The organism is Candidatus Kaiserbacteria bacterium, assembly GCA_017134395.1.
In the GTDB taxonomy this organism is placed as follows: domain Bacteria; phylum Patescibacteriota; class Minisyncoccia; order Phycocordibacterales; family UBA2100; genus UBA2100.
In genome coordinates this window covers 436225-462871 of sequence record CP070993.1, presented here as the reverse complement: position 1 = coordinate 462871, position 26647 = coordinate 436225, and the positions used below count along the sequence as shown (strand labels likewise).

Annotated in this window: 38 protein-coding genes and 5 tRNA genes; 35 read left to right on the top strand and 8 right to left on the bottom strand. The window is 42.3% G+C overall.

The genetic code is table 11. The features are described from left to right. Positions 1–216: 216 nt before the first annotated feature. Positions 217–301, bottom strand: a tRNA-Ser gene (locus JXR01_02415). Between the two features lie 141 nt (positions 302–442). On the opposite strand from JXR01_02415, the gene JXR01_02410 reads away from it, so the two are divergent. From JXR01_02410 to JXR01_02355, 12 genes are all read left to right on the top strand, one after another. Further along, the gene (locus JXR01_02410) at positions 443–856 is read left to right on the top strand and encodes a hypothetical protein (GenBank protein ID QSH39138.1); all 414 of its coding nucleotides are present in this window, start codon (positions 443–445) and stop codon (positions 854–856) included. Between the two features lie 24 nt (positions 857–880). Then, positions 881–1117, top strand: a complete 237-nt coding sequence (locus tag JXR01_02405; GenBank protein QSH39137.1) for a hypothetical protein — start codon at positions 881–883, stop codon at positions 1115–1117. A gap of 15 nt (positions 1118–1132) precedes the next feature. Continuing rightward, positions 1133–1516, top strand: coding sequence for a Holliday junction resolvase RuvX (ruvX, locus tag JXR01_02400; protein QSH39136.1), 384 nt, complete (start codon positions 1133–1135; stop codon positions 1514–1516). Positions 1517–1527: 11 nt separating this feature from the next. Then, complete coding sequence (locus tag JXR01_02395; GenBank protein ID QSH39135.1) at positions 1528–1860, top strand: methionine--tRNA ligase subunit beta; 333 nt, start codon at positions 1528–1530, stop codon at positions 1858–1860. Position 1861: 1 nt separating this feature from the next. After that, positions 1862–2449 carry a DedA family protein gene (locus tag JXR01_02390; protein QSH39134.1) on the top strand — a complete coding sequence of 196 codons (588 nt, stop codon included), beginning with the start codon at positions 1862–1864 and terminating at the stop codon, positions 2447–2449. 53 nt (positions 2450–2502) lie between these two features. Further along, a complete protein-coding gene (gene pilM, locus JXR01_02385; GenBank protein ID QSH39133.1) occupies positions 2503–3588 on the top strand; it encodes a pilus assembly protein PilM in 1086 nt (361 codons plus the stop codon). A 2-nt stretch (positions 3589–3590) separates the two neighbouring features. Continuing rightward, positions 3591–4142: a hypothetical protein gene (locus JXR01_02380; GenBank protein ID QSH39132.1), complete on the top strand. Its 552-nt coding sequence runs from the start codon at positions 3591–3593 to the stop codon at positions 4140–4142. Between the two features lies 1 nt (position 4143). Then, positions 4144–4698, top strand: a complete 555-nt coding sequence (locus tag JXR01_02375) for a hypothetical protein (protein ID QSH39131.1) — start codon at positions 4144–4146, stop codon at positions 4696–4698. A 2-nt stretch (positions 4699–4700) separates the two neighbouring features. Further along, complete coding sequence (locus JXR01_02370; GenBank protein QSH39130.1) at positions 4701–5039, top strand: hypothetical protein; 339 nt, start codon at positions 4701–4703, stop codon at positions 5037–5039. 365 nt (positions 5040–5404) lie between these two features. Further along, positions 5405–5476: transfer RNA gene (locus tag JXR01_02365), tRNA-Arg, on the top strand. A gap of 402 nt (positions 5477–5878) precedes the next feature. Next, a complete protein-coding gene (locus tag JXR01_02360) occupies positions 5879–6802 on the top strand; it encodes a hypothetical protein (protein QSH39129.1) in 924 nt (307 codons plus the stop codon). 140 nt (positions 6803–6942) lie between these two features. After that, complete coding sequence (locus JXR01_02355) at positions 6943–7950, top strand: calcium/sodium antiporter (GenBank protein ID QSH39128.1); 1008 nt, start codon at positions 6943–6945, stop codon at positions 7948–7950. 80 nt (positions 7951–8030) lie between these two features. Here JXR01_02355 and JXR01_02350 read toward each other — a convergent pair whose 3' ends face one another. Together JXR01_02350 and JXR01_02345 are read right to left on the bottom strand one after the other, a co-directional pair. Continuing rightward, positions 8031–8501: a hypothetical protein gene (locus JXR01_02350; GenBank protein QSH39127.1), complete on the bottom strand. Its 471-nt coding sequence runs from the start codon at positions 8499–8501 to the stop codon at positions 8031–8033. 130 nt (positions 8502–8631) lie between these two features. Next, entirely contained in the window at positions 8632–9294 is a 663-nt protein-coding gene (locus JXR01_02345) for a hypothetical protein (protein QSH39126.1), read from the bottom strand. A 175-nt stretch (positions 9295–9469) separates the two neighbouring features. Here JXR01_02345 and JXR01_02340 point away from each other — a divergent pair, with 175 nt between their 5' ends. Further along, a complete protein-coding gene (locus tag JXR01_02340; protein ID QSH39125.1) occupies positions 9470–9907 on the top strand; it encodes a hypothetical protein in 438 nt (145 codons plus the stop codon). A 60-nt stretch (positions 9908–9967) separates the two neighbouring features. Here JXR01_02340 and JXR01_02335 read toward each other — a convergent pair. Beyond that, positions 9968–10041, bottom strand: a tRNA-Val gene (locus tag JXR01_02335). A gap of 73 nt (positions 10042–10114) precedes the next feature. On the opposite strand from JXR01_02335, the gene uppS reads away from it, so the two are divergent. From uppS to rplS, 3 genes are read left to right on the top strand one after another with little or no spacing between them, the layout of a single operon-like run. Beyond that, positions 10115–10795: a di-trans,poly-cis-decaprenylcistransferase gene (uppS, locus tag JXR01_02330; GenBank protein ID QSH39124.1), complete on the top strand. Its 681-nt coding sequence runs from the start codon at positions 10115–10117 to the stop codon at positions 10793–10795. Further along, the gene (locus JXR01_02325; GenBank protein QSH39123.1) at positions 10785–11510 is read left to right on the top strand and encodes an RluA family pseudouridine synthase; all 726 of its coding nucleotides are present in this window, start codon (positions 10785–10787) and stop codon (positions 11508–11510) included. The genes uppS and JXR01_02325 overlap by 11 nt, the downstream gene beginning before the upstream one ends. Positions 11511–11552: 42 nt before the next feature. Continuing rightward, positions 11553–12194 carry a 50S ribosomal protein L19 gene (gene rplS / locus JXR01_02320; GenBank protein ID QSH39122.1) on the top strand — a complete coding sequence of 214 codons (642 nt, stop codon included), beginning with the start codon at positions 11553–11555 and terminating at the stop codon, positions 12192–12194. A 37-nt stretch (positions 12195–12231) separates the two neighbouring features. On the opposite strand, the gene JXR01_02315 is transcribed toward rplS, so the two are convergent. Next, positions 12232–12315, bottom strand: a tRNA-Leu gene (locus JXR01_02315). Between the two features lie 85 nt (positions 12316–12400). Here JXR01_02315 and JXR01_02310 point away from each other — a divergent pair. The 11 genes from JXR01_02310 (at position 12401) to rplK (ending at position 18340) form a co-directional block, all read left to right on the top strand. Beyond that, a complete protein-coding gene (locus JXR01_02310; GenBank protein QSH39121.1) occupies positions 12401–12958 on the top strand; it encodes a cob(I)yrinic acid a,c-diamide adenosyltransferase in 558 nt (185 codons plus the stop codon). Between the two features lie 51 nt (positions 12959–13009). Next, positions 13010–13085, top strand: a tRNA-His gene (locus JXR01_02305). 235 nt (positions 13086–13320) lie between these two features. Then, positions 13321–13785 (top strand): DM13 domain-containing protein, encoded by a 465-nt coding sequence (locus JXR01_02300; GenBank protein QSH39120.1) that lies wholly within the window; start codon positions 13321–13323, stop codon positions 13783–13785. Between the two features lie 90 nt (positions 13786–13875). Beyond that, a complete protein-coding gene (locus JXR01_02295; protein ID QSH39119.1) occupies positions 13876–14268 on the top strand; it encodes a hypothetical protein in 393 nt (130 codons plus the stop codon). A gap of 161 nt (positions 14269–14429) precedes the next feature. Then, a complete protein-coding gene (locus tag JXR01_02290) occupies positions 14430–14894 on the top strand; it encodes a hypothetical protein (GenBank protein ID QSH39118.1) in 465 nt (154 codons plus the stop codon). Positions 14895–14984: 90 nt separating this feature from the next. After that, positions 14985–15299 carry a winged helix-turn-helix transcriptional regulator gene (locus JXR01_02285; protein QSH39117.1) on the top strand — a complete coding sequence of 105 codons (315 nt, stop codon included), beginning with the start codon at positions 14985–14987 and terminating at the stop codon, positions 15297–15299. A 74-nt stretch (positions 15300–15373) separates the two neighbouring features. Then, on the top strand, positions 15374–16366 hold the full coding sequence (locus JXR01_02280; GenBank protein QSH39116.1) for a DUF3179 domain-containing protein: 993 nt from the start codon (positions 15374–15376) through the stop codon (positions 16364–16366). A 2-nt stretch (positions 16367–16368) separates the two neighbouring features. Beyond that, positions 16369–16962, top strand: a complete 594-nt coding sequence (locus JXR01_02275; protein QSH39115.1) for a TlpA family protein disulfide reductase — start codon at positions 16369–16371, stop codon at positions 16960–16962. 207 nt (positions 16963–17169) lie between these two features. Continuing rightward, positions 17170–17346: a preprotein translocase subunit SecE gene (gene secE, locus JXR01_02270; protein QSH39114.1), complete on the top strand. Its 177-nt coding sequence runs from the start codon at positions 17170–17172 to the stop codon at positions 17344–17346. A 3-nt stretch (positions 17347–17349) separates the two neighbouring features. Beyond that, entirely contained in the window at positions 17350–17895 is a 546-nt protein-coding gene (nusG, locus tag JXR01_02265) for a transcription termination/antitermination factor NusG (protein QSH39113.1), read from the top strand. Between the two features lie 22 nt (positions 17896–17917). Beyond that, on the top strand, positions 17918–18340 hold the full coding sequence (gene rplK / locus JXR01_02260) for a 50S ribosomal protein L11 (protein ID QSH39112.1): 423 nt from the start codon (positions 17918–17920) through the stop codon (positions 18338–18340). Between the two features lie 60 nt (positions 18341–18400). Here rplK and JXR01_02255 read toward each other — a convergent pair whose 3' ends face one another. Further along, the gene (locus JXR01_02255; GenBank protein ID QSH39111.1) at positions 18401–18841 is read right to left on the bottom strand and encodes a hypothetical protein; all 441 of its coding nucleotides are present in this window, start codon (positions 18839–18841) and stop codon (positions 18401–18403) included. A gap of 137 nt (positions 18842–18978) precedes the next feature. Here JXR01_02255 and JXR01_02250 point away from each other — a divergent pair, with 137 nt between their 5' ends. Then, positions 18979–20253: a serine hydroxymethyltransferase gene (locus JXR01_02250; GenBank protein ID QSH39110.1), complete on the top strand. Its 1275-nt coding sequence runs from the start codon at positions 18979–18981 to the stop codon at positions 20251–20253. Positions 20254–20258: 5 nt separating this feature from the next. Here the strand turns inward: JXR01_02250 and JXR01_02245 are convergent, their stop codons facing one another. After that, complete coding sequence (locus JXR01_02245) at positions 20259–20750, bottom strand: dihydrofolate reductase (GenBank protein QSH39109.1); 492 nt, start codon at positions 20748–20750, stop codon at positions 20259–20261. 65 nt (positions 20751–20815) lie between these two features. Between JXR01_02245 and JXR01_02240 the strand changes: the two genes are divergently transcribed. From JXR01_02240 to JXR01_02210, 7 genes are all read left to right on the top strand, one after another. Continuing rightward, positions 20816–21472: a CYTH domain-containing protein gene (locus JXR01_02240; GenBank protein ID QSH39108.1), complete on the top strand. Its 657-nt coding sequence runs from the start codon at positions 20816–20818 to the stop codon at positions 21470–21472. 5 nt (positions 21473–21477) lie between these two features. Continuing rightward, a complete protein-coding gene (gene dcd / locus JXR01_02235) occupies positions 21478–22041 on the top strand; it encodes a dCTP deaminase (GenBank protein QSH39107.1) in 564 nt (187 codons plus the stop codon). 2 nt (positions 22042–22043) lie between these two features. Further along, entirely contained in the window at positions 22044–23042 is a 999-nt protein-coding gene (gene thyA, locus JXR01_02230; GenBank protein QSH39106.1) for a thymidylate synthase, read from the top strand. A gap of 46 nt (positions 23043–23088) precedes the next feature. Further along, positions 23089–24828 (top strand): arginine--tRNA ligase, encoded by a 1740-nt coding sequence (gene argS, locus JXR01_02225; protein QSH39105.1) that lies wholly within the window; start codon positions 23089–23091, stop codon positions 24826–24828. A 55-nt stretch (positions 24829–24883) separates the two neighbouring features. After that, positions 24884–25192: a hypothetical protein gene (locus tag JXR01_02220; protein ID QSH39104.1), complete on the top strand. Its 309-nt coding sequence runs from the start codon at positions 24884–24886 to the stop codon at positions 25190–25192. Between the two features lie 122 nt (positions 25193–25314). Beyond that, positions 25315–25515: a hypothetical protein gene (locus JXR01_02215; protein ID QSH39103.1), complete on the top strand. Its 201-nt coding sequence runs from the start codon at positions 25315–25317 to the stop codon at positions 25513–25515. A gap of 124 nt (positions 25516–25639) precedes the next feature. Continuing rightward, the gene (locus tag JXR01_02210; protein QSH39102.1) at positions 25640–25954 is read left to right on the top strand and encodes a hypothetical protein; all 315 of its coding nucleotides are present in this window, start codon (positions 25640–25642) and stop codon (positions 25952–25954) included. A 38-nt stretch (positions 25955–25992) separates the two neighbouring features. On the opposite strand, the gene JXR01_02205 is transcribed toward JXR01_02210, so the two are convergent. After that, on the bottom strand, positions 25993–26601 hold the full coding sequence (locus tag JXR01_02205) for a DNA-3-methyladenine glycosylase 2 family protein (protein ID QSH39101.1): 609 nt from the start codon (positions 26599–26601) through the stop codon (positions 25993–25995). Between the last annotated feature and the right edge of the window lie 46 nt (positions 26602–26647).

Below are 26647 nucleotides of genomic sequence, written 5' to 3'. Positions count from 1 at the left end.
TCACCTCTGCTAAGTATTTTGTTCATAAATATTCAAAGAAGGATTCGACCACCAGTCACTAAGTACAATTGTTCACTTCGCTTCAATTCTACGTAAGTGTTTTTGGTCTGGGCTCAGCCCTTCCTCGTGCCCCGCACGCGGGCTTCCGCCTTTCGAATCCCGTCGACAAGATACACTAAAACTCCCCTACGAAAGTAGGGGAGTTTTAGTGTATTGCGGAGAGGGAGGGATTCGAACCCTCGGTACCTTGCGGCACTCTGGTTTTCAAGACCAGTGCGATCGACCTCTCTGCCACCTCTCCGTGGGGGTATCCTAACAGATTACGTTCCTAAAATATAGATACACAACGTACGTATGGACGTACGTACGTCCATACGTACGTTGTACGATACTATGTTAGATTTAAAGCTGGTTACCATACAAAATTATATAAAAAACAGCCATGCCAGAAAAATTACCAAAAACAATGCAGAGTGCAGTGGAGGAGTTACAGAATTCATCGTCACAAAAAGAATGTCTCGCAAGAGCGTATGAGTTAATGACTACTAAGTATCATGGCAACCGAATAAAGACGTACGCATTACTAGCACGAGTCTTTACAAGAAATATTTTCAAACTGTGGGAGAGGGGTGGTTTCGTACACTGTACGAATGCAAACTACGTATTACGCATTTTGTTAGTTAAAAGTGGGTTCTTTAAGAATGAAGACATACAAAGTAAGTGGACATTGGTGTGGTACATATCACCGCATCAATACCTAGAGGTAACAATGCAAAACGGAGAGTGCATAAACGTTGATGTGTGGAGTGCTGCATATGGCCTAAAACTTGGGGAATATGTGGGAGGGTTTAATTAGTCTTTATGATAGTATTGTAGGTATATGATAGATATTTTTGGAGGGGATACATTTTTAATTCTTATATTGTCGTTACTATGGACACTTCCATGGACTGCATGGGCGCTATGGCTTGCAGCACGTCGTGGTGAGAAGGTATGGTTTGTCGCGCTTCTTGTGCTGAACACACTGGCGATTCTCGAAATCATTTATATTTTCGCGATTGCTAAAAGGAACGATAAAAAAGAACCTGAGGACGAAGACGACGCATCCACACAGTAGTGGTATTGTAGACGTATGAAATACTTAGGCGTAGATTATGGATCAAAGAAAGTTGGGTTGGCATTTTCAGATGACGGGGGGTCTTTAGCATTCCCACACTCTGTACTACCGAACGACGAAGCGCTGTTTGATACAGTAAAAGAGCTCATTGAAGTTAATGGCGTAGAAGCTCTAGTAATTGGGCACTCATTAGCGATGGACGGAAGCGAAAACCCCATCATGGGACAGGCACATGCGTTTAAAGACATCTTTGAGCAAAGTGGATTACACGTCTATCTTGAACCAGAATTTTTAACCACGTTTCAAGCAAAGCGAAATACAGAAGATGCAATGGCTGATGCTGCCGCTGCCGCTCTTATTTTGCAAAGTTTTCTTGATAAGAAACAAAACGAAGCTTAATATACATACCTATGAAAGAAACTATTACTATCGATGACTTTACAAAACTTGATATTCGCCTCGGAACGATATTAGAAGCTCAACGAGTTCCTGAAACCGACAAGTTAATCGAATGCACAGTCGATGTTGGTGAAGAAGAACCCCGAACTATAGTCTCTGGTATCGCGCACGTACGAGAGGCAGAAGATTTGGTTGGAAAACAATTACCGTACATTTTAAATCTTGCACCAAGAACAATTAAGGGAGTAGAGAGTAACGGAATGCTTCTCGCGTTAGGAGAAGGAGAAGAGTTTGCACTATTACATCCCGATAAAGAGGTCCCCGCAGGTACTTCAGGAAAGTAATATGGAAGAATACCTACGCAGCAGTCGCGATTGGTTTTCAAAAAAGGCAGACAATGTGTATGCACGTGCGTGGCTCGGGGTGCTTTCTTTTACCGAAAGCTGCGTGTTTGTTATTCCGCCAGACCCGCTTTTAGCAGCGATGGTTTTTGTGCACAAAGAGCGGTGGATTCGTTATGCGACCATTGCCTCAGTCGCTTCCATTCTTGGTGCGGTCGCTGGGTACGTATTAGGATGGCTTCTTTTTGATACAGTTGGGATACGAGTTGTAGATTTTTATGGGTTACACGAGTACATGGCTCAAGCTACAACTGTGATTCACGAAGGAGTGTTTGTGTTTACATTAACTGCAGCGTTTACTCCGATACCGTTTAAGGTTGCAGTACTCGCTGCCGGGTTCACCAAAGCAAACATATTCGCATTTCTAATCGCAACAATCATTGGTCGTAGTGCTCGCTATCTTCTTATCGCTTACGTTGCCCGAGTATTTGGACAACACGCAGAGCACATCATGAGAAAGTTTTGGTTCTACACAACCGTAGCAGGGATTGTTGTTCTTGCACTATTCGCAGGCTTCATGTTTTTCCAATAGCAATTCGTGTATAACATCTGACGAGCTCTTGGTGGATGGTATACTTATGCAATATGCAAGGTCTGCACACAAACAGGATTGCAGCGCTCTTTCCGCCACCAGAGTTTTTAGCCATGCCTGCTGCTGGTATAGATATTTCTGACACGTCAATAAAGTATCTCGACGCTACGTATTCATCTGCTGGTCTTGTGCCACGTGTTTTTGATGTTGTTCGTTTACCAAACGGTGTTGTTGTTGAGGGTGTAGTACAAGATCGTGCACAATTAAGCGACGCTTTACGAGAATTAAAAGAACGACACGGACGAAATTTTGCAAATGTATCTCTACCTGAAGAACACGCGTATCTGTATACCATTGAAGTACCAACAGCGCATAAGCAAAAAGATATTTTGCAGGTCGTTGAGTTTTCTCTCAGCGAACACGCACCAATTCCATCTGATAACGCAGTGTTTAATTATGACGTTATTAGACAGCAGGGAAATGTAACGGAAGTAAGCGTGACTGTTTTCCCCAAAGATGTGATTGAAACGTACAAACAAGCATTTGAAGACAGCGGCTTTCAGGTAAAAAGCTTTGAATTAGAAGATCAGTCGATTGCACGCTCCATTATTCCAGTAGGCTCAAAGAGCGTTTCCATGGTTATTGATTTTGGCCGCACACGCACAGGTATTACCATTGCACTCGGGCAGATACCTATTTTTAGTACGACAGTGAAAATTGGTGGAAACGTGCTGACCGAAGCAATTATTGCTCAATTTAATGTTTCAGAAGAAGAAGCGGATGAAATAAAAAGAACGCAAGGTCTTGAAGATTGTGAAGACGAAGCCCTCAAAAAAACACTTACGGATACAACGAACGCACTCATCGATGAAATCAGAAGGCACTATAGGTATTGGGATACACGGCGAGATGAAGAAGGAAATCGTATTGCAGGAATTGAGCGCATTTTTCTTTGCGGTGGAGCGGTGGGGTTAAAAGGGCTTCCTGAACAAGTATCGGCAGTGTTGCAGGTGCCTGTGCAAGTGGGAAATGTATGGGGAAACATGTTCGATTTAAATACACATATACCAAAAATCTCGAGAACTATCTCATGGCAAGCTGCGGCTTCAGCGGGGCTCTTATTGCGTGATGTAATGTAGCTATGGCAAACGTATTACCACAAAAAGAAAGAGAAACACTCCGCCGAAATTACTGGCTGCGTGTAATCGTCACACTTACTTTTATGCTCACTGCCGCTATAACTATTGGAACAGTTTCACTTATTCCGGCATATCTTTCAGCACGAACAGATTTGAATGAGGTTATACGGTACCAAGAACTTCAAAGTGAGACACGTGAAGTCGCAAAAAAAGACACCGCGCTTGCTACGACTCGAATGGTTAATGTGCAGATAGACGAATTGCTTACGAACAAAGGCGTTAGTCCAACACGAGCCATTGAATATGTTATGCGAGATTGGGAAGTACACGCGCAAGATATAATCATCACTAATTTCACGTACAGCATGTTTCGTGCCAAAGATGCCCCAGTTGAACTGCGGGTTTCAGGAGAAGCAAAAGACAGGGCGTCGCTTAACGAGTTTGTTCAAACACTTCGTGCCGACTCAGCGTTTTATAACGTTTCATTTCCTGTATCAGACTTAGCAGGCGGTGACACCATTGTGTTTTCTGTAACGCTTGAAATCGAAAAATAATATGAAAAACGAACGACCAAATACACTTCTCATCATTCTTGTCAGCGTTGGCGTCTTCGCGGTATTTGCATCTAGTTTCATGTATATATGGCTTTTCCTTGAAGTGCGCGCAACACTGACACAGGTTTCGGCATCGGCCGAGGAAGCACAGATACTTGCTACACAAAATGCACATACACAAACTGTGCGGAGAATTGTTCGTGATACGCAGGAGCAAATAGGTGAACTTAATACCTATTTTCTTGCTGAAAAAGAAATCGTAGCGTTTCTTGAGGACATCGAAAATCTTGGTGAACACGCGGGAGCAGTTATTGATGTTCGCACAGTGAGTGTTGAAGAAGCCATCGATAAAGATGAAAGTATAATTCCGCTTGAGCTAACGCTCAGTAGTACAGGTACACTCCAGCAAGTCTTTTACACACTTTCGTTACTCGAAGTGTACCCTAAGGCACTTACATTTGAACGGGTATCACTCACGCAACATCCAACAGACTTTTCATGGAACGGCGTATTCAATGTAACTGTATTACAAGCTGCTACTATTGAAACTATATAAGTATGGCTACCTCAACTTTTACAAACGTATATAAGAGACTAAAGCGATATAAAGCTATTGAAAATCTGGCTACTGTGTTACGCAAAACGCCAGAGCCTGCAGTGCATTGGTACATCATTATGCTCATTGGCCTTATCGTGACAATACTTAATGTCAGTGCTGCGTGGATTGTATTTCGAAGCGTGTCTGCGCAAGGGGATGACATCTTTAACCAGATGACAAAAGCGTCTACAATAAACAGAACAGACTTACAAGAATCATTAGATACATACCGAATGAAGGTTGTAGAACTGGATAATTTAAAGCAAAAGCCAACGCAGATTATCGATCCTGGAAGGTAAGGGGTTTTCAGCGCTTGGTTAAAAAGGTTAGAACTGCGTGCTATAATCTTTCGTATGGTCTATAAAAGAAGAGAGGACTTATATGCTGCACAAAAGAGGCACAGGATTCGTATCAGAGAAAAGGTGCTAGATTTCTTATCTAGTAGACAGTGTATAGATTGTGAAGAGAAGGACCCGATAGTTCTAGAGTTTGATCACATCAATCCATCCGAAAAATTTAAATCTGTTGCAAAAATGTTGTCTGGACATTATTCTTGGGATTCAGTTTTAACCGAAATAAAAAAATGTGAAATCAGATGTGCTAATTGTCATAGAAGGAAGACATATGTGCAATTTGGATGTTTTGGTAAAACGTTTGTAAAAAAGTCCCCATAGTTTAATGGATAAAACAAGAGGCTTCTATCCTCTCGATCTGGGTTCGACTCCTAGTGGGGACACCGATGTAAACGAAAACACTTTGCGCTACTAGCGCAAAGTGTTTTCGTTTAGCAAGCAAACTGCTTTGCTTGCGTATATCGGTGTCAGGCGGAAACATGTATGAGCGAAGCGAAGACAGTTGAGCCCAGACCAAAGACACTTAGTAAATACAAGTCCGAAGGACGAAGTATGAGTTTAGTGATCAGTGGTCACAAACAAAAACTGCTTTCTTTTTTTGATGTTGTGTCGGGCGGAGTCATGTTCGACTAACCAGGAGAATGGGCGAGCCGGGGTTACCACAAGAGTACTTCCATTATTTCTAAACACTACGTATTAAGAAAAATTAATCGCTCAATTGGCTGAGGCGTTTAAGTCAAACGACGCACAGTATAAGCGTTCTAGTTTGTTATACTAACCACACTATGTTCGAAAAATTTTCCTTTAAAAAAGAGCTCAAAAAAAGAGGAGGTAGGCATGATAATTCAGCATGGCCAGAAAAGACAAGAGCAAAAGTTATCGAAAGGATATATACGAAACAGAATAAGCAAGAAATAAAAGAGAATCCTGATGCTAAAGAAAGCCTTGAGAAATTTAAAGAAGAATTGGACTATGCATTACTGTGGGGAATTCTTGAAGAAGTTGCAAGAAAATCAGGTGTAGATACATCTGTTTTAAATAAGATATCTTTAGACAAGCAGGTGATTATTACCCCAGAGGGGTCTGCAATAGGAGCTTATCACCCTGATATGAACAAAATTTCTTTTTCAAGTACGCATTTGCGTGAGAGTAGTAAGGCAGCACTTATACATACATTCGTGCATGAGTTAATACATGCTACTTCATACATAGAAACGGAGGGATTAAAAGCACGCGTTGGGTACGATCAAGGTGAAGGAATCGGAGCTGCTTTTAATGAAGGTGTGACAGAACGCCTTGCACAACAGGTTTCTATGGAATATGCAAAGCGTTCTGGTATTTCAAAAGAAATGGCAGAAAGTGTAACAAATGCTTTGCGAAGGACTTATGTAAGGTGGGTTGCTTTTGTCGCTGATATTGCATCTCGAATTGATACCTATGCAGGTGTTCAAGAAGGGACTGCATGGCGCGGCATGGTACGCGGTATGTTTGAAGGCGAATTTTTAAACAACCCAGAATTCGAGGAATTTTTTAGAAATTCTTACGGAGAAGATTTTGTAGAAGCATTTAAGAAGATTCCTACGAAACATGTTCCGATTGAAGATCAAATTGATTTTGATGCTCAGTTTCGCATGCGTTCATACTATACTGACGAAGGAAAAGAAATTTTACGGAAATGGGTGGAGCACTTAGGATTCGAAAGAATGTAGAAGCACTCGAACGCCACCACGAGAGTACTTCCATTATTTCTAAACACTACGTATTAAGAAAAATTAATCGCTCAATTGGCTGAGGTGTTTAAGTAAAGCAGCTTCAAGCATAGCCGTATAATCATGCTATAGTGATGCGTATGGAATTAATACTATGGAGCGCTGTTTTTGTTGCATCACTGTTTTTGGTAGTAAAAGGCGCGGACTGGTTTCTCGATAGTGCAGAAAAAATAGGACTTCGAATAGGGCTCTCTTCTTTTGTTGTGGGTGTTGTTATTGTGGGACTGGGAACATCCCTCCCTGAACTTGTATCTGCGTTTGCCGCAATCATACAAGGAGCAAATGAAATTGTTGCAGCAAACGTCGTTGGTTCTAACATTGCCAATGTTCTTCTTATCGTTGGACTTTCAGCTATGGTCGGAGGCAAGTTAGCCGTGAGCAAGAACCTTGTTGATCTTGATATCCCACTTCTCACACTCGCAACTGCTTTTAGTGTACTCACTATGATTGATGGAGCGGTCACTCCCATTGAGTCAGGTTTCTTGCTCCTATCATTTATTGTATTTCTTGCATACTCAATTCGAAACGGTGGTATTTCAGAGAATGGTGATGTGAAACAGCTTTTTTCATTTAGAAGACGGCACGGCGGCGTTGAGATTATGAACTTTGGGGATGACCCAAAAACAGAGGCTACTGACAAACTTACCGTACGAGATTTTGTATGGCTCGCAGTCGGTCTTCTAGCCTTAGTGTTAGGAGGGCGATATTTGGTGCAGTCGGTATTAAGTATCTCCTCAATTTTAGCTATTGGAGTCGGTGCCATTTCTCTGGTTGCTGTTGCTGTTGGTACATCGCTTCCTGAACTTGCCGTTTCTATAAAAGCAGCAAGACAAGGCAAGCACGAGGTAGCACTCGGTAACATTTTTGGGTCAAACATTTTTAATATTCTTTTAGTGCTCGGATTACCAGGGCTCTTTGCAACACTGCCGGTAGATCCCGCAACACTCGCATTAGGTATACCCATGATGGTTGTTGCAACAGTGTTCTTCGTTATCTCTGGTATGTCTAAACGCATTCACTCATACGAAGGAGCGTTTTATGTATTGGTGTACATATTCTTCATCGGGAAGTTGTTCGGATTGTTTTGAGAATGAATATGTATAAATAAGAAAAAGAGCCGAATTACTTCGGCTCTTTTTTGCGAGACCACTTTGGGTTTTTGTTTGAATCAGTGATCCACACATACTTTCAGCGAGTCTTTGTGCATCGACGCAGAACGATCTCTGTATTCCAAAAGTTGATTGAGTACAATCTTTGAAAAATCTTCTTTCCCTTTGAGTTGCTTCTCAACAAACTCAAAAGCATTCTTCTCATGATCAAATGCAATGCGAGAGACTTCTTTTTCAGTGAATTCGTCCTCTCGCATTGCATAAGCGAGTGCTTCTGGCGAATACGTATGATCAGGTGCTGTGCCGCGATCTCTGTGCTCGTTGAACGATTCTCGACCGATTTCCAAAAGGCGCTCGTGAAGAACCTCCAAGACGTCTTTTTCTTTGACCACATCCATATCAATCATTTTCTGCAGGATATTTGACGCAGACTCGTTCCATTCCATTGAAGAAATGCGACTTCCGATGACGTCGATTTGACGCAGCATTTCCAAGGTCGCAGTCGTGACCAGATCTTGGGGCTTTGACATACTTGTGTCCTCCTGTTTTCATGCTTACAGAAAGCATGTCCTACGGGAAACCATAGACGAAAAAAGTAGAAAGCACAAGAAAAACCCGTTGAGCGTAAGCTCAACGGGTTTTAAAAGAACAGGATTTTCTTTAAGCGACGGGATAGTCGGGATGTTTTGCAAGCCATGCAGGACCGTGTCCGTGATCCATATCAATAGGCACGGCTTCTTTGCACAACTGACAATCATTCTCTGAGAAAGGAATCCCAGCAACCGAAACAAGCGAGAAAAATACGGGAGGATTGCCGAGGTCTTTCGACCCAACATTTCCACGATTAACGATTGCTGCGACCGCAGTAACTTCGCCACCATGTTTACGAATGAGTTCGACAACTTTCTTGGTACTGCCGCCAGTTGACCAAAGGTCTTCCACCACAACGACTTTCTTACCATCAACTTCTTGATCTCCGCCACGCTTGAAAACGAAACTTTTGTCTTCACCTTTGCTCGCGATGACCGTTCGAGGCTCTCTTTCATAACGGTAGAGCTTCGTCAAACGGTTTGCAACATAAGATCCAAGCGGTATCGCGTTTTCAGCTGGAGTCACGATAACATCGATTTCAACGCCGCGATCTTCCAATTGGTGGGCGATTGTTGAACCGAAGAATTCGCAAAGACGTGAACTTCGAAGTGCTTGTGCACAATCGATATAAAAATCGGAATGTTTTCCTCCCGTTAGAACAAAGTGGCCAGTGAAGAATGCTCCTGCTTCTTTCAGACGTTGAATCCCTACTTGGCTTTTCCAAATAGTCATGATTTTCTCCATATATACCGCAGCCGATATATTCGGTGCGTTCTGAACAGAACAATAGGTTAAAAGAAGAAAGAAGGCAATGTGTTGAGGTTTTGTTTCCGACAAGCATTGACCAGCATTATTTGCCGATGTATAAAAGACAATAGAAACAGTTCACAAGAAAGGGAATAGGTTAATGTTACAAACAATTACTTCTATTATTCACAAGGTTTTTCATCCTCCGCAGCATCTACGACTCGAGGTTCAAGGAGATACTCTTGAGGATTGTCTTCGAAATCTAGAGCGGCAGGCCAAAGTTCCTGTAGGAGATTTCTTTGTTGAAGGTGAACCCGAATCTGTCGTGATGTTGCCAGCACGTCAAACAGGCAAGAAATACATCGTTGTTTCTAAAGTGTCAGAAGAATGGCGTGAAGCTGGCAAGGGGTATATCGCCGGAAGCATTTTTGAACCGACAGAACCTATGGAAGTGGGTTCCGAGTCATCTCCTTTGCTTGCTGGTATAGCTCAGATCGTGAATGACGTTGTTTTTTATGGGTCAGTGCACGTCAGTAAAAATTGTCCTGGTGTGTATCGGGACAATGTATGTACTACGTGCGGTGATGTGAGTCATTGAGTCAATCTTGAGACCCAAAGAGACGTTAAAAAGCTGTTGGTTTTCCAACAGCTTTTTTTGTGGGCGTTGAGGGACTCGAACCCCCGGCCTACTCGGTGTAAACGAGTTGCTCTAGCCAACTGAGCTAAACGCCCTTGTCGTTTGCATCAACTTCTTATTAGAAGCGATTCTGGCATTATATAGACACTTTAGTATATTTCAATGATTATGGAGCAAAAAACACCACAGTGCGTAGGAGTAATAATGGACGGCAATCGTCGATGGGCGAAAGAACAGGGGCTTCCAAGTCTTGAGGGTCATAAGAAGGGTCTGGGAAATTTTGATACTATTGCACATGCGGCGCATGAACTAGGCATAAAACATTTTGCCGTGTACATGCTTTCGACTGAAAACTGGAACAGAGCTGAGGCAGAAGTTTCATATTTAATGGAATTATTTCAAACTGCAATTAATGACGCGTTTGCCAGACTGAAAGACGAGGGGGCACGACTTCATTTTATTGGTGACATGACGCGTTTCCCTAACGATATTCAGAAGAATCTTGAGAAGTTAGAAGATGAAACAAAAGAGAATGATGATTTTCATGTATGGATCTGTGCTTCATATGGTGGTAGGTTAGAAATAATAGAGGCAGTTAAAAAGCTTATAGAAAATGAAGACGAGGTTACTGAGGACACATTAAAAAGCCACATGTGGAGCGTTGGTATGCCAGATCCTGACATTATTATTCGTACAGGTGGCGAGAAGCGCCTTTCAAACTTTTTGCTTTGGCAAGGTGCCTATGCTGAACTCTTTTTTACCGATACCTATTGGCCTGCATTTACAAAACAGGAATTACAGGACATTCTAGAGCAGTACGCACAACGCGACCGCCGTTATGGAAAATAATCCCACTGTTATACATGAAGACGAAAGGATGTTGGTTATCAATAAGCCAGCAGGTTTAGTAGTACATGGTGACGGACGCACAAAAGAATCTACGCTTGCCGATTGGCTTATTGCAAAATATCCAGATATACAAAACGTAGGAGAGCCGTGGGAAAATGAAAAAGGAGAAACTATTTTACGTCCTGGTATCGTACACCGGCTCGATAGAGAAACGAGTGGCGTGATGGTTATTGCAAAAACTCAGGACGCTTTCGAGTTTCTCAAGGAACAATTTCAAGAGAGAACAATTAAAAAGACTTATCGTGCATTTGCATACGACACATTCAAAGAAAGTGAAGGTGAAATAAATCGCCCGATTGGCAAAAGCAAAACAGATTTTCGTAAATGGTCGGCACAACCCGGAAGTCGAGGAGTACAACGTGAAGCGCATACTCTATGGGAAGTGCTTAAGTCATTTGAAGAGAAGGGAGAAATGTTTACCTATCTGAACCTAACACCCACTACAGGGCGCACACATCAATTGAGAGTGCATTTAAAGGCAATTCACCACCCAATAGTGTGTGACAAACTTTACGCGCCAAAACGAGCGTGTGCGCTTGGTTTTAACCGCCTGGCTTTACATGCTTATTCTCTCGACATTCCAACCGGACAGGGCAATACTACAACCTTTACAGCACCGCTACCGGCTGATTTTATAACGGCACTAGGCGAATAGACGTTGCCTGAACCGTTTAGCTATGGTAAAGTTCCGCGCATTATGAAGAACAAAGTAGTTACCAGTCCAGTGGACATGAAAGAACGCGCAGAGCTCGGTATTAAAGCCGGGGACACTGTTCGCGTATGGTTAAAAATTGAAGAAAAAGGCAAGACACGTTTACAGGCATTTGAAGGCTTAGTACTTGCACGAAAGCACGGAAACGAAGCTGGAGGTACATTTACCGTACGAAAAGTGACAAACGGTGTAGGTGTTGAAAAGATTTTTCCACTGTACATGCCATCAATCGACAAGATTGAAATCGTGAAGCGATCAAAGGTTCGCCGAGCAAAGCTTTACTTTATTCGAGACAAGGTTGCTCGAGAACTGAAGCGTGTATTCCGACGAACTACTATGTCAGGTGTTTCTACAAAAGGCTCGCTCGAATTAGAAGCTGAACGTAAGGTAGCAGAAGCCGAAGAAACTAAGCGACAAGAAGAGGAAGCTGCACGACAAGAAGAGGAAGAAGCAAAGGCAGCAGCAGAAGCCCCAGCTGAAGAGGTAGAATCTACAGAAGACGCAACAGAGGAAACTAAAACAGAAGAAGAAGCTCTAGAAACAGAAGAAGAGGTAACAGAAGAAGCTCCAAAAGCTGAAGAAGAAACAAAAGAGGAAGAACAACCAGAAGAAAAGAAAGAAGGATAAACAAAAGAGCGCCATTGGCGCTCTTTTGTTTATTTTGTGCTCAGGACTGGAGTTGAACCAGCACGCCCATACAGGCACTACCCCCTCAAGGTAGCGCGTCTACCAATTCCGCCACCTGAGCAACTAACTGCGTATTTTAACGACTTTTAGTACTTTAGCAATGCGAAAGCTATCTTTTGTCCTTTGAGCTATAGTATACTCACTCTATGGCACTCTACACAGGAAAGGGAGACGAAGGTACTACAAAGCTTTTTGACACAAAAGCAGGAGAGCGCATACCCAAAAGTGCAGCAGTTTTTGAGGCGCTGGGTACGTTTGACGAGCTCAATACGGTTGTGGGGTGGTGTCGTGTTGTGTGTGCTATTGATTGGCTGGTGGGAGAAAAAACAACGAGTGCAATTTTGTTAGATGTTCAGGAGCATCTTTTTACTATTCAGGCGGAGCTTGCAGGTGCTAAGAAAAAAATTCCTGCAAAGAACGTGAAAGATATAGAAGCACTTATTGCGGTTATTGACGAACAGCTTCCCGAGATAACCACATTCTTTGTCCCAGGCGGTAACGAACTCTCGGCTCGGTTAGACATTGCACGCACTGTTTCTAGGAGGGCAGAAAGGAGCTTGGTGCGCGCTGTAGAAGAGGGAACAAACATATCGGCACATACGCTTACGTATGCCAATAGACTCTCTTCTTTATTGTATGCTCTGGTACGCTTTGTGAACCATAAGTGTGATATACAAGATACTCCGCCAAGTTATGTGAAGTAACTACTCGCTAAAAGGGTCAAAATTTGGTATATATAGCAGGTTCAAGATATGGCGGACGTAGCTCAGTTGGTAGAGCCCCTGATTGTGGTTCAGGTTGTCGTGGGTTCGAGTCCCATCGTTCGCCCCAAAATATAAACCCAAGGCATCGCCTTGGGTTTTGTGCATTTTGGAAGCGAGCGATGGGACTCGAAAAAAGCTTTCGGTATACAAGATGACGTAGCCAAGCGAAGTCAGGCTTGTCGAAAGCGGCGGGGCAGCGAGTACTTAGCGAGGAACGAGCTTAGTACTGGCGCCGAGTCCCATCGTTCGCCCTAGCAAAAAAAGTTGCATATTTTGCAACGTTTTTTGTTATCATTACAATCATGAAAAAAATCATCAGTCTCATTATCGTAACAATCTTCGCTATAGCGTCTTATTATTTCATTTCACCTCTCTTTAATGTCGTCGAGGTAAATGACTCATTGCCTGAATCCTTTATGCAAGAACCAGAAGACGGTGGGGTGGTATATGCTATGGATGGACCTTTTGAAATACACGAAACGTTTGGCCATCCTGCCCAAGGCACGGTCTCTGTTTTTGAAGGCGACGGAAAACGTTTTTTACGGTTTGAGAATTTTAAAACAATCAACGGGCCCAATCTACATCTCTACTTAGCAAAAGATAAAGATGGAAAAGAATTTATTGATCTCGGGCCAATTAAAGGGACAGAAGGGAGCATAAACTATGAATTACCTGATGGGGTGAATCTAGAAGACTATCCATTCATATTACACTGGTGCGTACCGTTTAGCGTATTATTTAACTACGCAAAGGTAGAATTCAACTAAAACTATTACCAAAAGTTCCCCACAGCTGAAGGTTGCGTAAAAACAGCCCGTGCTACACTTAAAGTACATTATTAGGTAAGTATTAATACTATGGACATTTCACTACTACTTGCTCAGTTAATCGGTCTCTACCTTCTATTGGAGGGTGTGGTCATTCTGACAAGAAAGAAGTTTATCGTGAACATCGTTGACGACTTGAGCAACAACAAAGCGCTCATGTTCGTAACAGGAGCGATGGTATTCATCCTCGGTCTACTCATTGTGCTTAACCACAATGTCTGGGAAGCATCATGGCGTGTTATTCCTACACTAGTTGGTTGGGCTATGGTAATAAAGGGAATCGCTATTTTCTTTGTACCAAACATGATGATAAGCCAAGCAAAAGCATTTGGACGGAATCGCAACCTTGCAGTTCTTGCTGGTGTTGTAGCAGTTGCCGCAGGACTATACCTCGTATACGTTGGATTCGGACTCGGTGTCTAAGCCCTGGAATTCACATGTACAATAAACGCCTCACATTTGTGAGGCGTTTATTGTTGTGCTCCAAGTATGTATATGTATACTCAACTGTAGCAAGTTCCCAAAAGCGGAGAAAGAAGATGCGTTCAATTGCAGACTATAGATATCCCTCGAAGCTGAGAAATATGCATCTTTGCACTGTCTTGAGCTTCGCTATTGATTCTGGGTATTCGGTATCACAACGTGGCTTGGCGATGCATACTCTTATGTTTTTAACCTCCGAAGAAAAAGGAGAAGAGGCAAGAAAAGCGTGGGTTGAGATCGGACGGGTTGTGGAAAAAAATGCTCGGAGACATGAGTGTAATGATAAGGTTTTTCGAGCTTTCATTTTACGTTGTCCCTTTGAAGATCTGAATAGAGACCTCTGTGAAAAGGTGCTTTCTTCAGATGCAATTTCAGACTTGGAGAAGGTGTGCGGAGAGATGTCTTCGAGGGCGCGTTTGTACGCGTTGTCGATTATTGCTGCCGCAGCATGGTTTCTTGATGAAGATCGAGTTTCAGAACTGTGTGGACTTTCTTACGATGATCCTGCTGAGGAGACATTCCTTTCGCTGTATCTGGATAGAAAAGCCGTCACACTCGACGTGTAAGACATTAGGGCCCAGAAATCTTTTCTGGGCCCTTGTTTTTGTATGCGATTAGCATTGCATGATTCGGAGGGTAGGGTATGATATGAATATATGAGCATACATTCATATACGAAATCTGAGAAGAAAATGAATTGGGCACAAGAAACTGCTTCTGTCTTTAAGATTCTGGCTGACCCGACGCGGTGCAAAATTCTAAAACTTCTTGTTGTTAACAAAGATGGAATGTGTGTAGGAGAAATAGCTGAAGGTATGAGCGTATCGCATTCTGCAGTGAGCCATCAATTAAACGATCTGGAAGACAAAGGAGTGCTTATCAGTGAACGAGAAGGGCAAACTGTGTGTTACAAAATTGCAGATACACGAGTGGCACACAACATAGTGCACATTTTAGAAATATTTTTTTAAACAATATGAATAATCTTAAAATAGTGAGTATAGGCATCGTTATCATCGTGTTAATCGCTAGCATTTTTTTCTATATGGCAAATAACCAAGAATCCGAAGTCGTTTCAGATGTTGAAAAAACAGACTCCGCAATAACAGATACCACTCCTTCAGAAGTTTCTGAAACCACAAACACACAAACACAGACAACTCCGAAAATTACAGCCGATGATGGTTTCAAAGGGATACCCGAGGATGAAATCCTTTCAGGTGGCCCTGGGAAAGACGGAATCCCTTCAATCGATGAGCCGAAATTCATTTCAGTAGAGAAGGCAACATTTTTAGACGACGATGATTTTGGTATGGGCATTGTGCATGGAGATGTTGCCCGTTTTTACCCGTTCCAAATACTCGTGTGGCATGAGATTGTAAACGATGTATTGCCGGTGAATGGGTCTGTAGAAGAATTGTCTGTTGCAGTCACGTACTGTCCACTGTGTCGTACTGGCGTTACTTATGAACGTCGCGTTGACGACGAGGTAGTAGAGTTTGGTGTTTCAGGAAAACTATGGAAGTCGAATTTACTGATGTACAACCGAACCAATAATGAAGACAACGAGTCACTGTGGTCACAAGTACTTGGACGTGCGGTGACGGGAGTTCATACTGGAAAACGGCTCACTATTGTACCTTCAGACACAGTGAAATTTGGCGATTGGAAGAAGCAATACCCAGAAACTCAAGTACTCTCAAAAGACACTGGAGCAATTCGTATCTACGGACGAGATCCGTATGGTGATTACTACACAAATCGAGATGTATCATTTGGTGCAACGTTTAGCGATGCACGGCTGCATCCTAAGGAATATGTACTTGGTGTAGAGCATGAGGGCAACTTTAAAGCATATGTTGCCGACAGTCTCCCAGTGGGTGTTACTACCGACACGTTTGCAGGTGAGACGATAACTATTACTAAAAGCGAAATTGGTGAGGTGCGAATGAACATTGGTGACACACCGTTCTCGTATATTGGAGGTTTTTGGTTCTCTTGGCTTGCTGTTCATCCAGAAACAGAATTAATGCTCTAGATATGAAAAGATTTGTTACAAAACAAACAGTGTCTTTGCTCCTCGTTACAATTGTAATTATTGGAAGTATTTCCTTTCTTTTGCAGCCTCAAGAAGGGGTAGCGTGTACATACGATGAGGGCTCACTATATTCACTGACGTATGCAGATGAAAATGGAAATTGCCAAACACTCGAGCAGTACAAAGCTCCTGTTGTTGTTATCAACGCATGGGCGAGCTGGTGCCCGTTTTGTGTAGAAGAATTGCCAGATCTTGCTCTGCTTGCCGATGAGTTTCCTGAGGTGCCCGTGATTGCTATTAATCGTGGAGAATCTTCAGCGGATGCGCAAGACTTCTTGAAGACACTAACGCTAAGCGATAAGCTACATATCTTATTTGACCCACAAGATTCGTTTTATCGCTTCATCGAAGGATTTGGCATGCCAGAAACGGTGTTTGTAGATGAAGAAGGGACTGTGTTATTCCATAAGCGAGGAGTGATGTCGCTACAGGAGATGAGAGATACTATTTTGTTGTTAACCAAGCGCTCACAACCCAATGGTTCAACTAAAAGTCGTTCACTGTGTCTTGGGGGAGAAGGTACGTGTTCGATTTAAGATACAAAACAGAAAGAAGAGTTGTATAGCGCGATATCTTATTAACCGCAGTACTACTTGCCCACTTAATTTGAATAAGATATATGGACATCGGATGTCCATATTGAAGAGCAGTACCAGACGATACATCTTGACTCAGCGCAAAATATCCGTATTATAGTCATATAACCGCCCGAAAGGGCGTTTTAATTTTGGTAAAAATATTCTATGAGACTTATTCAATATATTAAGGACACACATGCTGAAATGAAGCATGTTTCGTGGCCAACACAAAAACAAACAATGATTTTCACTATCTTGGTGATACTATTGTCTATCGTTGTCGCACTCTATCTTGGAGCGTTCGACTATGTATTTAGCGGCCTTCTAAACCAGATAATTTAATCTATGGCGAAACAACAAGCAACACTAGAACGTCGGTGGTACGTTATTCATACGTATTCAGGGTACGAAGAGGCAGTTGCTCGCAACTTGCGTCAGCGTATTGAGTCAATGAACATGCAAGATCAAATTTTTGCAGTCGTTGTTCCTACCGAAAAGAAAATAAAGGTAAAGGCTGGTAAGCGGGTAGAGGAGGCAGAAAAGATCTACCCAGGGTACGTGCTCGTAGATATGCTCGTAAACGACGAGTCGTGGTACGTAGTTCGTAACACTCCTCGTGTAACTGGTTTCGTTGGCTCAGGTACACAACCAGTACCTATGGAGCAGGCAGAAGTAGATGCGCTCTTTAAACGAATGGAATCTGATACGGCAAAGCATAAGATTGAGCTTGCGATTGATGACGCTGTAGTTATCGCTGATGGGCCTTTCAAAGAACTTGAAGGTAAGGTTGGAGAAGTAGACGAAGAGCGAGGTAAGGTTAAAGTTATGGTGCCTATGTTTGGTCGCGAGACACCAGTAGAGCTCGACTTCTTGCAAGTACGGCGAATTTAGGTAGTATTCTCACACAATTAATATGGCAAAGAAAATAGAAAAACAATTGAAGCTACAAGTACCGGCAGGTAAGGCAACTCCTGCGCCACCCTTGGGTCCTGCATTGGGGCAAGCTGGTATTAACATTGGTGAATTCGTAAATCAATTTAATGAGGCAACTCGTGAACTTGGTAACGATATAATCCCAGTTGTTATTAGCGTGTATGACGATCGAAGTTTTGACTTCATTCTCAAAACACCTCCTGCTTCAAGCCTATTGCTTAAGGCAATTGGAGAAAAGAAAGGGTCTGGGAAGAACACCAGCAAGAAAGTAGGTAAAGTTACACAACAGCAACTTGAAGATATCGCCGCTGTGAAAATGGAAGACCTTAGTGCCAACGACGTAAAGGCGGGTGCTAAGATTATTGCAGGAACTGCACGATCAATGGGAATCGAAACAGAATAATCTTTTCTCTACGATAACAAAAACGCCTCATCCGCCAGCTGGCGGATGAGGCGTTTTTGTTTAGTGAGACTTTTTTGCTTCAGATTTTGCCCGTTCTATCTCAGCTTCATAGGTTTCTTTGTCGCCATGTTCAATAAAATCTTTATGGTGGTCAGGAATGATGAAAGAATCATTTTCATTCTTTTTGTGCATTATTGCACACCAGTATTTTTCACTTTCTGCTGCAATTTTTGCTGCATAGGGTAGAAGTCCGTTTGCGTAACCACAATAAGCGCAAAACACTTTTTGTGCTGGCGTCAGATAGCTAAGTTTGTGTCTATCAATACGAATATAGTCCCAGCGTGGTACACGCGGGATTTTTAGCAACCGAAAACTTATTTGATGATATATCTCAAGAAAGACATCGAGAATAATAAGCGGAAGGAACATTATCAGAACGAAAGGAGCTGACAAAAATTTTCGTAACCAATCTGTAAAAGTACGTTCAAAGTGATATTTCATTATGGAAACAGCGTAGCATAGCTACATGGTTTGTGAATATTGTCGCATAAAGTGGGAGTGGTATACTCAAGGTAATTAACTCAATGCGTATGGTCTAGCTACTAGTAAAAAGAATATTATTTACTTAATTTATTGCTATGGCTACACCACAACACATACCTTTTTTAGAAGGGCAAGATGACGATATTTACACCGCAATTAGAGGCGAAGAGAAACGACAAGAAGAAGGCTTAGAACTCATTCCTTCAGAGAACTACGTTTCACTTGCCGTACGTGAAGCAAGCGGCTCCATTTTTACAAATAAGTACTCTGAAGGGTACCCAGGAAAGCGGTACTATGGCGGGCAGGAATTTACCGACTCAATAGAAGATATCGCACGGAATCGTGCAAAAAAAATATTTAACTGCGAGTATGCAAACGTACAGCCCCACGCTGGTGCCAATGCAAATATAGCCGCGTATTTCGCACTCCTTGAACCAGGCGACACGGTACTTGGTATGGACCTTTCTCACGGCGGACACTTAACGCATGGCCATCCGGTGACGTACATAACCAAGATTTTTAACTTTGTTCGATACAAAATGAAAGACACCGAAACTGGTGAGATAGATTACGAAGAAATGCGAGACGTGGCACTTCGCGAGAAGCCTAAAATTCTACTCGCTGGGTACTCGGCGTACAGTCGTGAACTCGATTACAAAAAAATGGCAGATATTGCAAAAGAAGTGGGCGCTATTTCTCTAATGGATGCAGCACACATTGCCGGATTAATAGCCGGTGGCGTCCACGAGAACCCGTTTGATCATGGTTTTGATGTAATGACTACAACGACACATAAAACACTGCGTGGACCACGTGGGGGGATGATTTTGGTGAAGTCTGATGAAGAGATTGCAAAGAAAATCGATAAGAGTCTTTTCCCAGGATTACAAGGTGGTCCGCTTATGCATCAAATAGCAGCAAAGGCTGTAGCGTTTGATGAAGTACTTCACCCTAGTTTTAAAGAATACGCTGCACAAATGGTAAAAAACGCAGCTGCAATGGCAGAGGTTTTTGAGCGTGAAGAAGTACGAATGCTTGGCGGTGGAACCAGCAACCATCTTATTCTTGCAGACATTACCAACTTTGGTATCGACGGACACACTGCAGAGGTGGCACTTGATGAGGTTGGAATAACACTAAACAAAAACATGATAGCCGATGATCCAAATCCACCGATGCGACCATCAGGTATTCGGTTTGGTACTCCTGCTATTACTACACGAGGTTTTACTGAGAAAGAGTGTGCTCGTGTTGCGGAATTAATGATTGAAGTGCTGCGCAGTCACGAAGATGATAGCGTAAAGAAACAGGTTCACGAGGAGATAAAAGCATTAGCTGCAAAGTTTCCAGTTCCTGATAAGCACTACTAATATTATTATGGACGACGAAGTGTTACGCGTGTAAAGTGTGGTTCGCTTTCTGCATGAATTTCTTCGCTTAGAACTTCAGTAAACTCTGAGTACTCTGGGAAAAAGACATCTGCTTCAGGCTCATCATCAACGAGTGTGAGATCAAGTTCGTCCGTAAAGGGAAGCATAGCTTTGTAAATCATTCCACCACCTATAACGTATATCTCTTCATTTCCTTCTGAATTCTTAGCTGCCGCCAGTGCTTCTTCGGCTGAGTTAACTACAACAGCACCTTTGATTTCGATATTAGGCTCGAGAGTCATTACTATGTTCGTACGGTTTGGAAGCAAGTTTGGTAAAGAAAGATATGTGTTGTAGCCCATAATTATTGGGTGACCTGTAGTGAGGGCTTTAAAACGAGGTAAATCACCAGGAATTTTCCAAAGTAATTCGTTCTTATTTCCAAGAGCTCGGCGTTCCTTAGATATAGCAGCTATAGCAATAACTCGATTGTTCATATCACAATACTATAGCATGTAGTGCAAGGGGTACGGATAATTTCTTAAGTGATATAATCACCTGCATGTATGAAATTGAGGTAAAGAGTTTGCTTGGTACACAAGAGAGGGCAGACGAGCTGCGTAAAAAACTAATCGCTCAAGGAGGTGTTCTCGCAGGGTCAAACTCGCAGTTGAACCACTATTTTAAAGGAACTACCGAAAGTATCTTCGACAAAATGAAGGATATCATTATGGATGGAGTAGAAGATTTGCAGAATATTCTTACCAAAGGAGAGAACCACTCGGTTCGTACTCGTAAAAAAGATGATGACGTGATTCTTGTGGTAAAGGCATCAATTGACGACGGAACAAGCGAGAATGCAGTGTCACGCATGGAGTATGAGACAAAAGTGCCACTTTCGATTGAGGAGTTGGACAACTGTCTTTTAAACGCAGGAATGGAATGTCAAGCACGGTGGTCGCGAGACAGAGAGGAGTATACATACAAAGATCTAGTCATAACTCTCGATAAAAATGCTGGATACGGATGGCTTAGTGAATTTGAGAAAGTTGTTACTGATGAAGCTGAGGCTGAACAGGCCCGAGCTCAAATAATTAGCGCAATGAAAGAGTTTGATATCGAGGAGCTCCCACAAGATAGACTCGAGCGCATGTTTTCATATTACAATGAACACTGGCCTGAGTATTATGGGACTGACAAAATATTTATCGTCGAATAAAGTATATGTTTCTTACCGACACAGACATAAAGAGGGCAATAGAAAATAAGGATATCGTCATTAGCGATTTTGATGAAGAGCGACTGCAGCCTGCAAGTTACGATGTAATTTTAGGTAATAAATTTGCCGTCATGGAATCGCATACCGCACACCCGATTGATCCTATGACGAAGATTTTGCCTGAAATGCGGGAGGTTGAAGTTCCAGATGGTGGTAGGTTCGTATTAAACCCAGGGCAAATGGCGCTTGGTACACTTCGTGATTACGTCGGTTCAGAGCAGTATCTCATTCAGCTCTCAGGAAAGAGTTCTCTTGCTCGCATCGGGCTTGTTATACATAACACAGCAGGAATTATAAATCCTGGGCACTATCTTCATGTAACTTTAGAATTATTTAATGTTAATAGTGTACCTATAATTTTGCGCCCAGGAATGGAGATAGCACAATTGCTATTTTCACCACTTTCGTCAAGCACCGAACACAGTTATTCAGAGACAGGGCGCTTTAATGGTGACAACTGGGAGAAAAACTTAACTCCTGAAAAGAAGACACGAAAAACTAAAAAATAAATATGGAAAATAACCAACACCCTGAGTACCAGTATTTAAATCTCATGAAAGATATTCTTGAGAATGGCTCAGATAAAGAGGTTTTTTTCACACCAGAAGTAAAGCAGCAGTACGTAGACGCTGGCGAACAACCCCCATTCATTCGTTCTGTTTTTGGACGGGCTACCCGGTACGACCTTTCGAAAGGATTTCCATTACTTACTACCAAGAAGGTATTCTTTCGTGGGATTGTTCATGAACTCCTTTGGTTTTTGAGCGGCGATTCAAACATAAAGTATCTTGTAGATAACGACGTACATATTTGGGATGAGTGGGCATACAAGCGGTATCACAAGCACATGGAACAGAAGGGCGAAAAAGATGATGGGCAAAAAGCGTTCATCGCTCAGTTAAAAGAAGAGGCAGAAGACAGTGAGTTTGTTAAAGAATGGGGAGATTTAGTTACTATCTACGGCCGGATGTGGCGCAGATGGCCAGCAAGCGACGGAAGGGAGATTGATCAATTGGGCTGGGTGATTAAGGGTTTGCGAGAGAAGCCATTTCGAAAATCGTATGTTGTATCTGCCTGGAACCCTGATTTCATCTATGCGATGGCGTCAGAAGATAATAAAAACGAAGTGCCTCCTTTTTGCCACACTACTTACCAATTTTCGGTCGTTAACGGAAAACTAAACCTAGGTCTTTATCAGAGAAGTGCTGATTTATTCTTGGGAGTACCATTTAACATTGCGAGTTACGCACTTCTTTTGAAGATGGTGGCACAAGTTACTGGTCTTGAGGCTGGGGAATTCGTACACTTCTTTGGTGATGTGCATCTTTACTCAAATCATTTCGATCAAGTAAACGAACAGCTAGAACGCGAACCACGTGCATTTCCAGAAATTAAAATTAATCCTGATCGAAAAGAAATTGATGATTTTATTTTTGATGATTTTGAACTGGAAGGATATGATCCGCATTCGACACTAAAAGCGCCAATCGCGAACGTGGGCGGATATTAGTCTGCAAAAGTCTTCGTTTTTTAGTGACAACTGCTACAATGCGGCGATGGATACAACGATTGAAGGAATAATCAATGAACTCGTTAGCACGGCGCTGAAAACACTTACTTTAGAGGGTGAGGTAGTTCTTGAACATCCAAACGATCTCTCGCATGGAGATTTTTCATGTAATGTTGCAATGCTTCTTGCAAAGCAGATGGGAAAGAATTCGCAAGAATTGGCTGAAGAAATAGTAGGGAATATAAAGCCGCACAAATATATTAAAAAAGTAGAGATTGCTGGTCCAGGATTTATCAATTTCTATCTTACTGACGAATTCTTTATTGATACAACCAATGCTATTCTTGATCAAGGCGAAGAGTGGGGGAGAAATGAAACGCTGGCAGGAAAGAAAATAATGGTTGAGTACACTGATCCTAATCCGTTTAAAGAGCTACACATTGGGCACTTAGTGCCAAACGCGCTTGGTGAATCTCTATCGCGTCTGTGTGAATGGTCAGGAGCAGAAGTACGACGAGTTACTTTTCAAGGAGATGTCGGTATGCATGTTGCGAAGGCTATTTGGGGTTTGCAGAAGAATGGTTTTAAAGCAGGCGATACCATTTTGGCTTCTGATTTGGGAAAGGCGTATGCAACAGGAGCTACTGCGTACGAAGAAGAAGGCGTAGCTGAAGAAATAAAAAGGTTAAATAAGACTATCTACCAAAGAGACGATGATGCAATAAATGCTCTGTACGATTCTGGAAAGGTTGCGTCAATTGTTTATTTTGAGGAAGTGTACGACATTTTAGGTAGTGATTTTGATCATTACTTTTTTGAGAGTGTTACCGGACCTATTGGGCAAGAAATAGTGGAAGCACATATTGGCTCAGTTTTTGAAGAGAGTGAAGGAGCCGTGGTGTTTAAGGGAGAGAAATATGATTTGCATACCCGAGTATTTATAAACAAAGAAGGGTTACCAACGTATGAGGCAAAAGACATAGGGCTCATCGTTGCTAAAAAAGAATGGTGGCCTTTTGATACGGCAATTACCGTTACAGGCACAGAACAAACTTCGTATTTTAAAGTGGTTACAAAAGCTGCTGAGTTATTGATGCCTGAAGTGGCTGGCAAAATTAAGCTGGTATCAAATGGAATGTTGAAACTTACTGAAGGAAAGATGTCATCACGTACGGGTGATGTTATTTCTGCTATGAGTTTTATCCAAGATTTAAGAAATGACGTAATACAAAAATATTTAACAACAGATGCAGGTGATATAAGCAAGGAAGCTATAGAAGAAATGCGAAAAAAGCGATGGGGTGATGACGAGAAAAAGATTCCGGAACGGATAGCTGTGGCTGCTATAAAATATGCAATTCTGAAAAACACAGCAGGGAAAGACATTATGTTTGATCCCAAAAAATCACTCTCCCTTGAAGGAGATACTGGTCCGTATCTCCAATATACATACGCACGAACTCAATCTATTTTAAGTAAGGCAAAAGAACGGGATATTGAAAATAATGCTCTTGCAGCAAGAAGTTCTTTTGAAACCACTGAGCTAGAACGTTTATTGTATCGTTTTCCTCAAGCCGCAAAGCGTGCTGCGCACGAATACGAACCACACTATGTTGCAAATTACCTGTCTGAATTGGCAAGTGTGTACAATAGTTGGTATGCAGCTGAGCAGGTGCTCGATGGCAGTGATTCACAAGGGTACAAGCTAGCTCTCACAAAGGCTGTAGGAACGGCATTAAAAAAAGGTCTTTGGTTGCTTGGTATACAAGCGTTAGAAAGAATGTAATCAATTGTGCACAAGGATCGCCCTTGTGCAGACCGGAGAGAATATAAAAAATAATATGAAGAATCTTGAAACAAATTTCAAAAACGAAGCACTAGAAAGTAGTAAGAACTTTACTGCAACAAGCTCACAAGAAGCTAGGCGTTTAGTTGAAAAACGAGGTACGGAGTATCCCGTGACCATTATTCCGTGGCTTGGTGAGTCATCAGGTGCGCCGCAATACGTGGCAGAAAACTCGGATGAACTTGAGGAGTTTGTGAATCAAGCACTTACAATCGCTAGTGGAGAAAAGCGAGTACATATTATTACAGCTAATGCGCTGACTAAGAAGATGCCATCTGGAAAGATAGAGAACCCTGTTGATTAGACTGTAGATAACCTGTGGGCATCTACATATAATCTGGGGATAAAGTTGGTGGTAACCTGTAGACAGCAGGAGTACGCTTATTAGATAGTTTCCATTAATTTGGAAAGAAGGAAGGAAAGGTCATGTTACAGAAAGAGTGTTTTTGTTCATACGATACACTCAGAAGTGCAATTGATGAGCACGGCTTACCTATTGAACTTGAGGCAGCAGGCTCGGGAATGAGTGTTCAAATTAGGGATACTTCAGAAATCTCTAATGAGACACAAAAAATTCTTAAGCATGCAGCAGTCATGGGCAATGGTGTCGTAATCAAAGATGATTGACTGAGTGACATCCATTCGAACCTAAAGCCGCTTGATTTCGATTAGGCGGCTTCTCTTTCTCTTTGTTATATGTATACTTCGCATTAGAGGCACATTAGGCCGTGAACCATGAAAGGAGGCTTCAATGCCAAAATCAGAAAATTCTTCAGATTTTTTTACCGAGAAAGCTGAAGAAATTGGCGCAGCCACGAACAAAACTCCGATTAATAGGGATCCGATTAGGTTGAGAAGATTGCTGAGGAAGCGTTTGAAAGAGAATCCTGATGACTTTGTGTTTCTCTGCTCTCAGAAAAACCCTGAAGACGAAGATGTTCTGTGGGAGTGGGAAGTGAAAAGCGAATCGGATATCCCTGATGCCATAGCTGATGCGCTTCGGGCAGTCCGTCCTGATGATGGCGGATTTATGGTAAAGAGGAAACCTATGCTCCTTGCTCTTTAGCAGCGAAATTCCGCCTGTGTCTATTCACGGGCGGTTTTTTATTGGTTATCTAAAATGCTCCAAATGGCGCAGGCGGCGTAGGTGCGATACGGGCTCCAGTTTTGTGCAAGCTCCTCCATTTCTTCTACCGATGGAAGAGTGGTGTGGCCGTATATTTTTTGTATTCCTTTACGCAGTCCTAAGTCACCTACAGAAAAGATATCTTCATGTCCAAGTGCAAACATTAGAAACATTTCACTACTCCACGGTCCAATACCTTTAACTTCTTGAAGTGCTATCTTGGCATCGTCAACAGATAACGTGCGAAGTGTATTAAGGCGAAGTGAGCGACTCGATACGCGCTCACTCAAATCTTGAATGGAACGTATTTTTGCGAAAGAAATACCGCTTTCACGTAGCTGCACTTCGTTTAATGTAAGCATATATGCTGCTGTTGGCTTCTTGTGTGGAAAAAGCACCCGAAATTTATTCCAAATGGCGTACGCTGCCTTGCCTGAGAGTTGTTGTCCGACGATGGTGCGACACAAACTGCTGAATAAATCTTTCTTAATTTCCGGCCCACCGCGAAGCTCACCTTCAAACTGCTGTATTGCCTGGTAGAGGACAGAGTCGTGTTTCTTGAAATGAGTCAGGACTTTTTTAGGCATACGAACACTGTACCACGTTGTATTATAGAGCTATATTCTGCTAGGA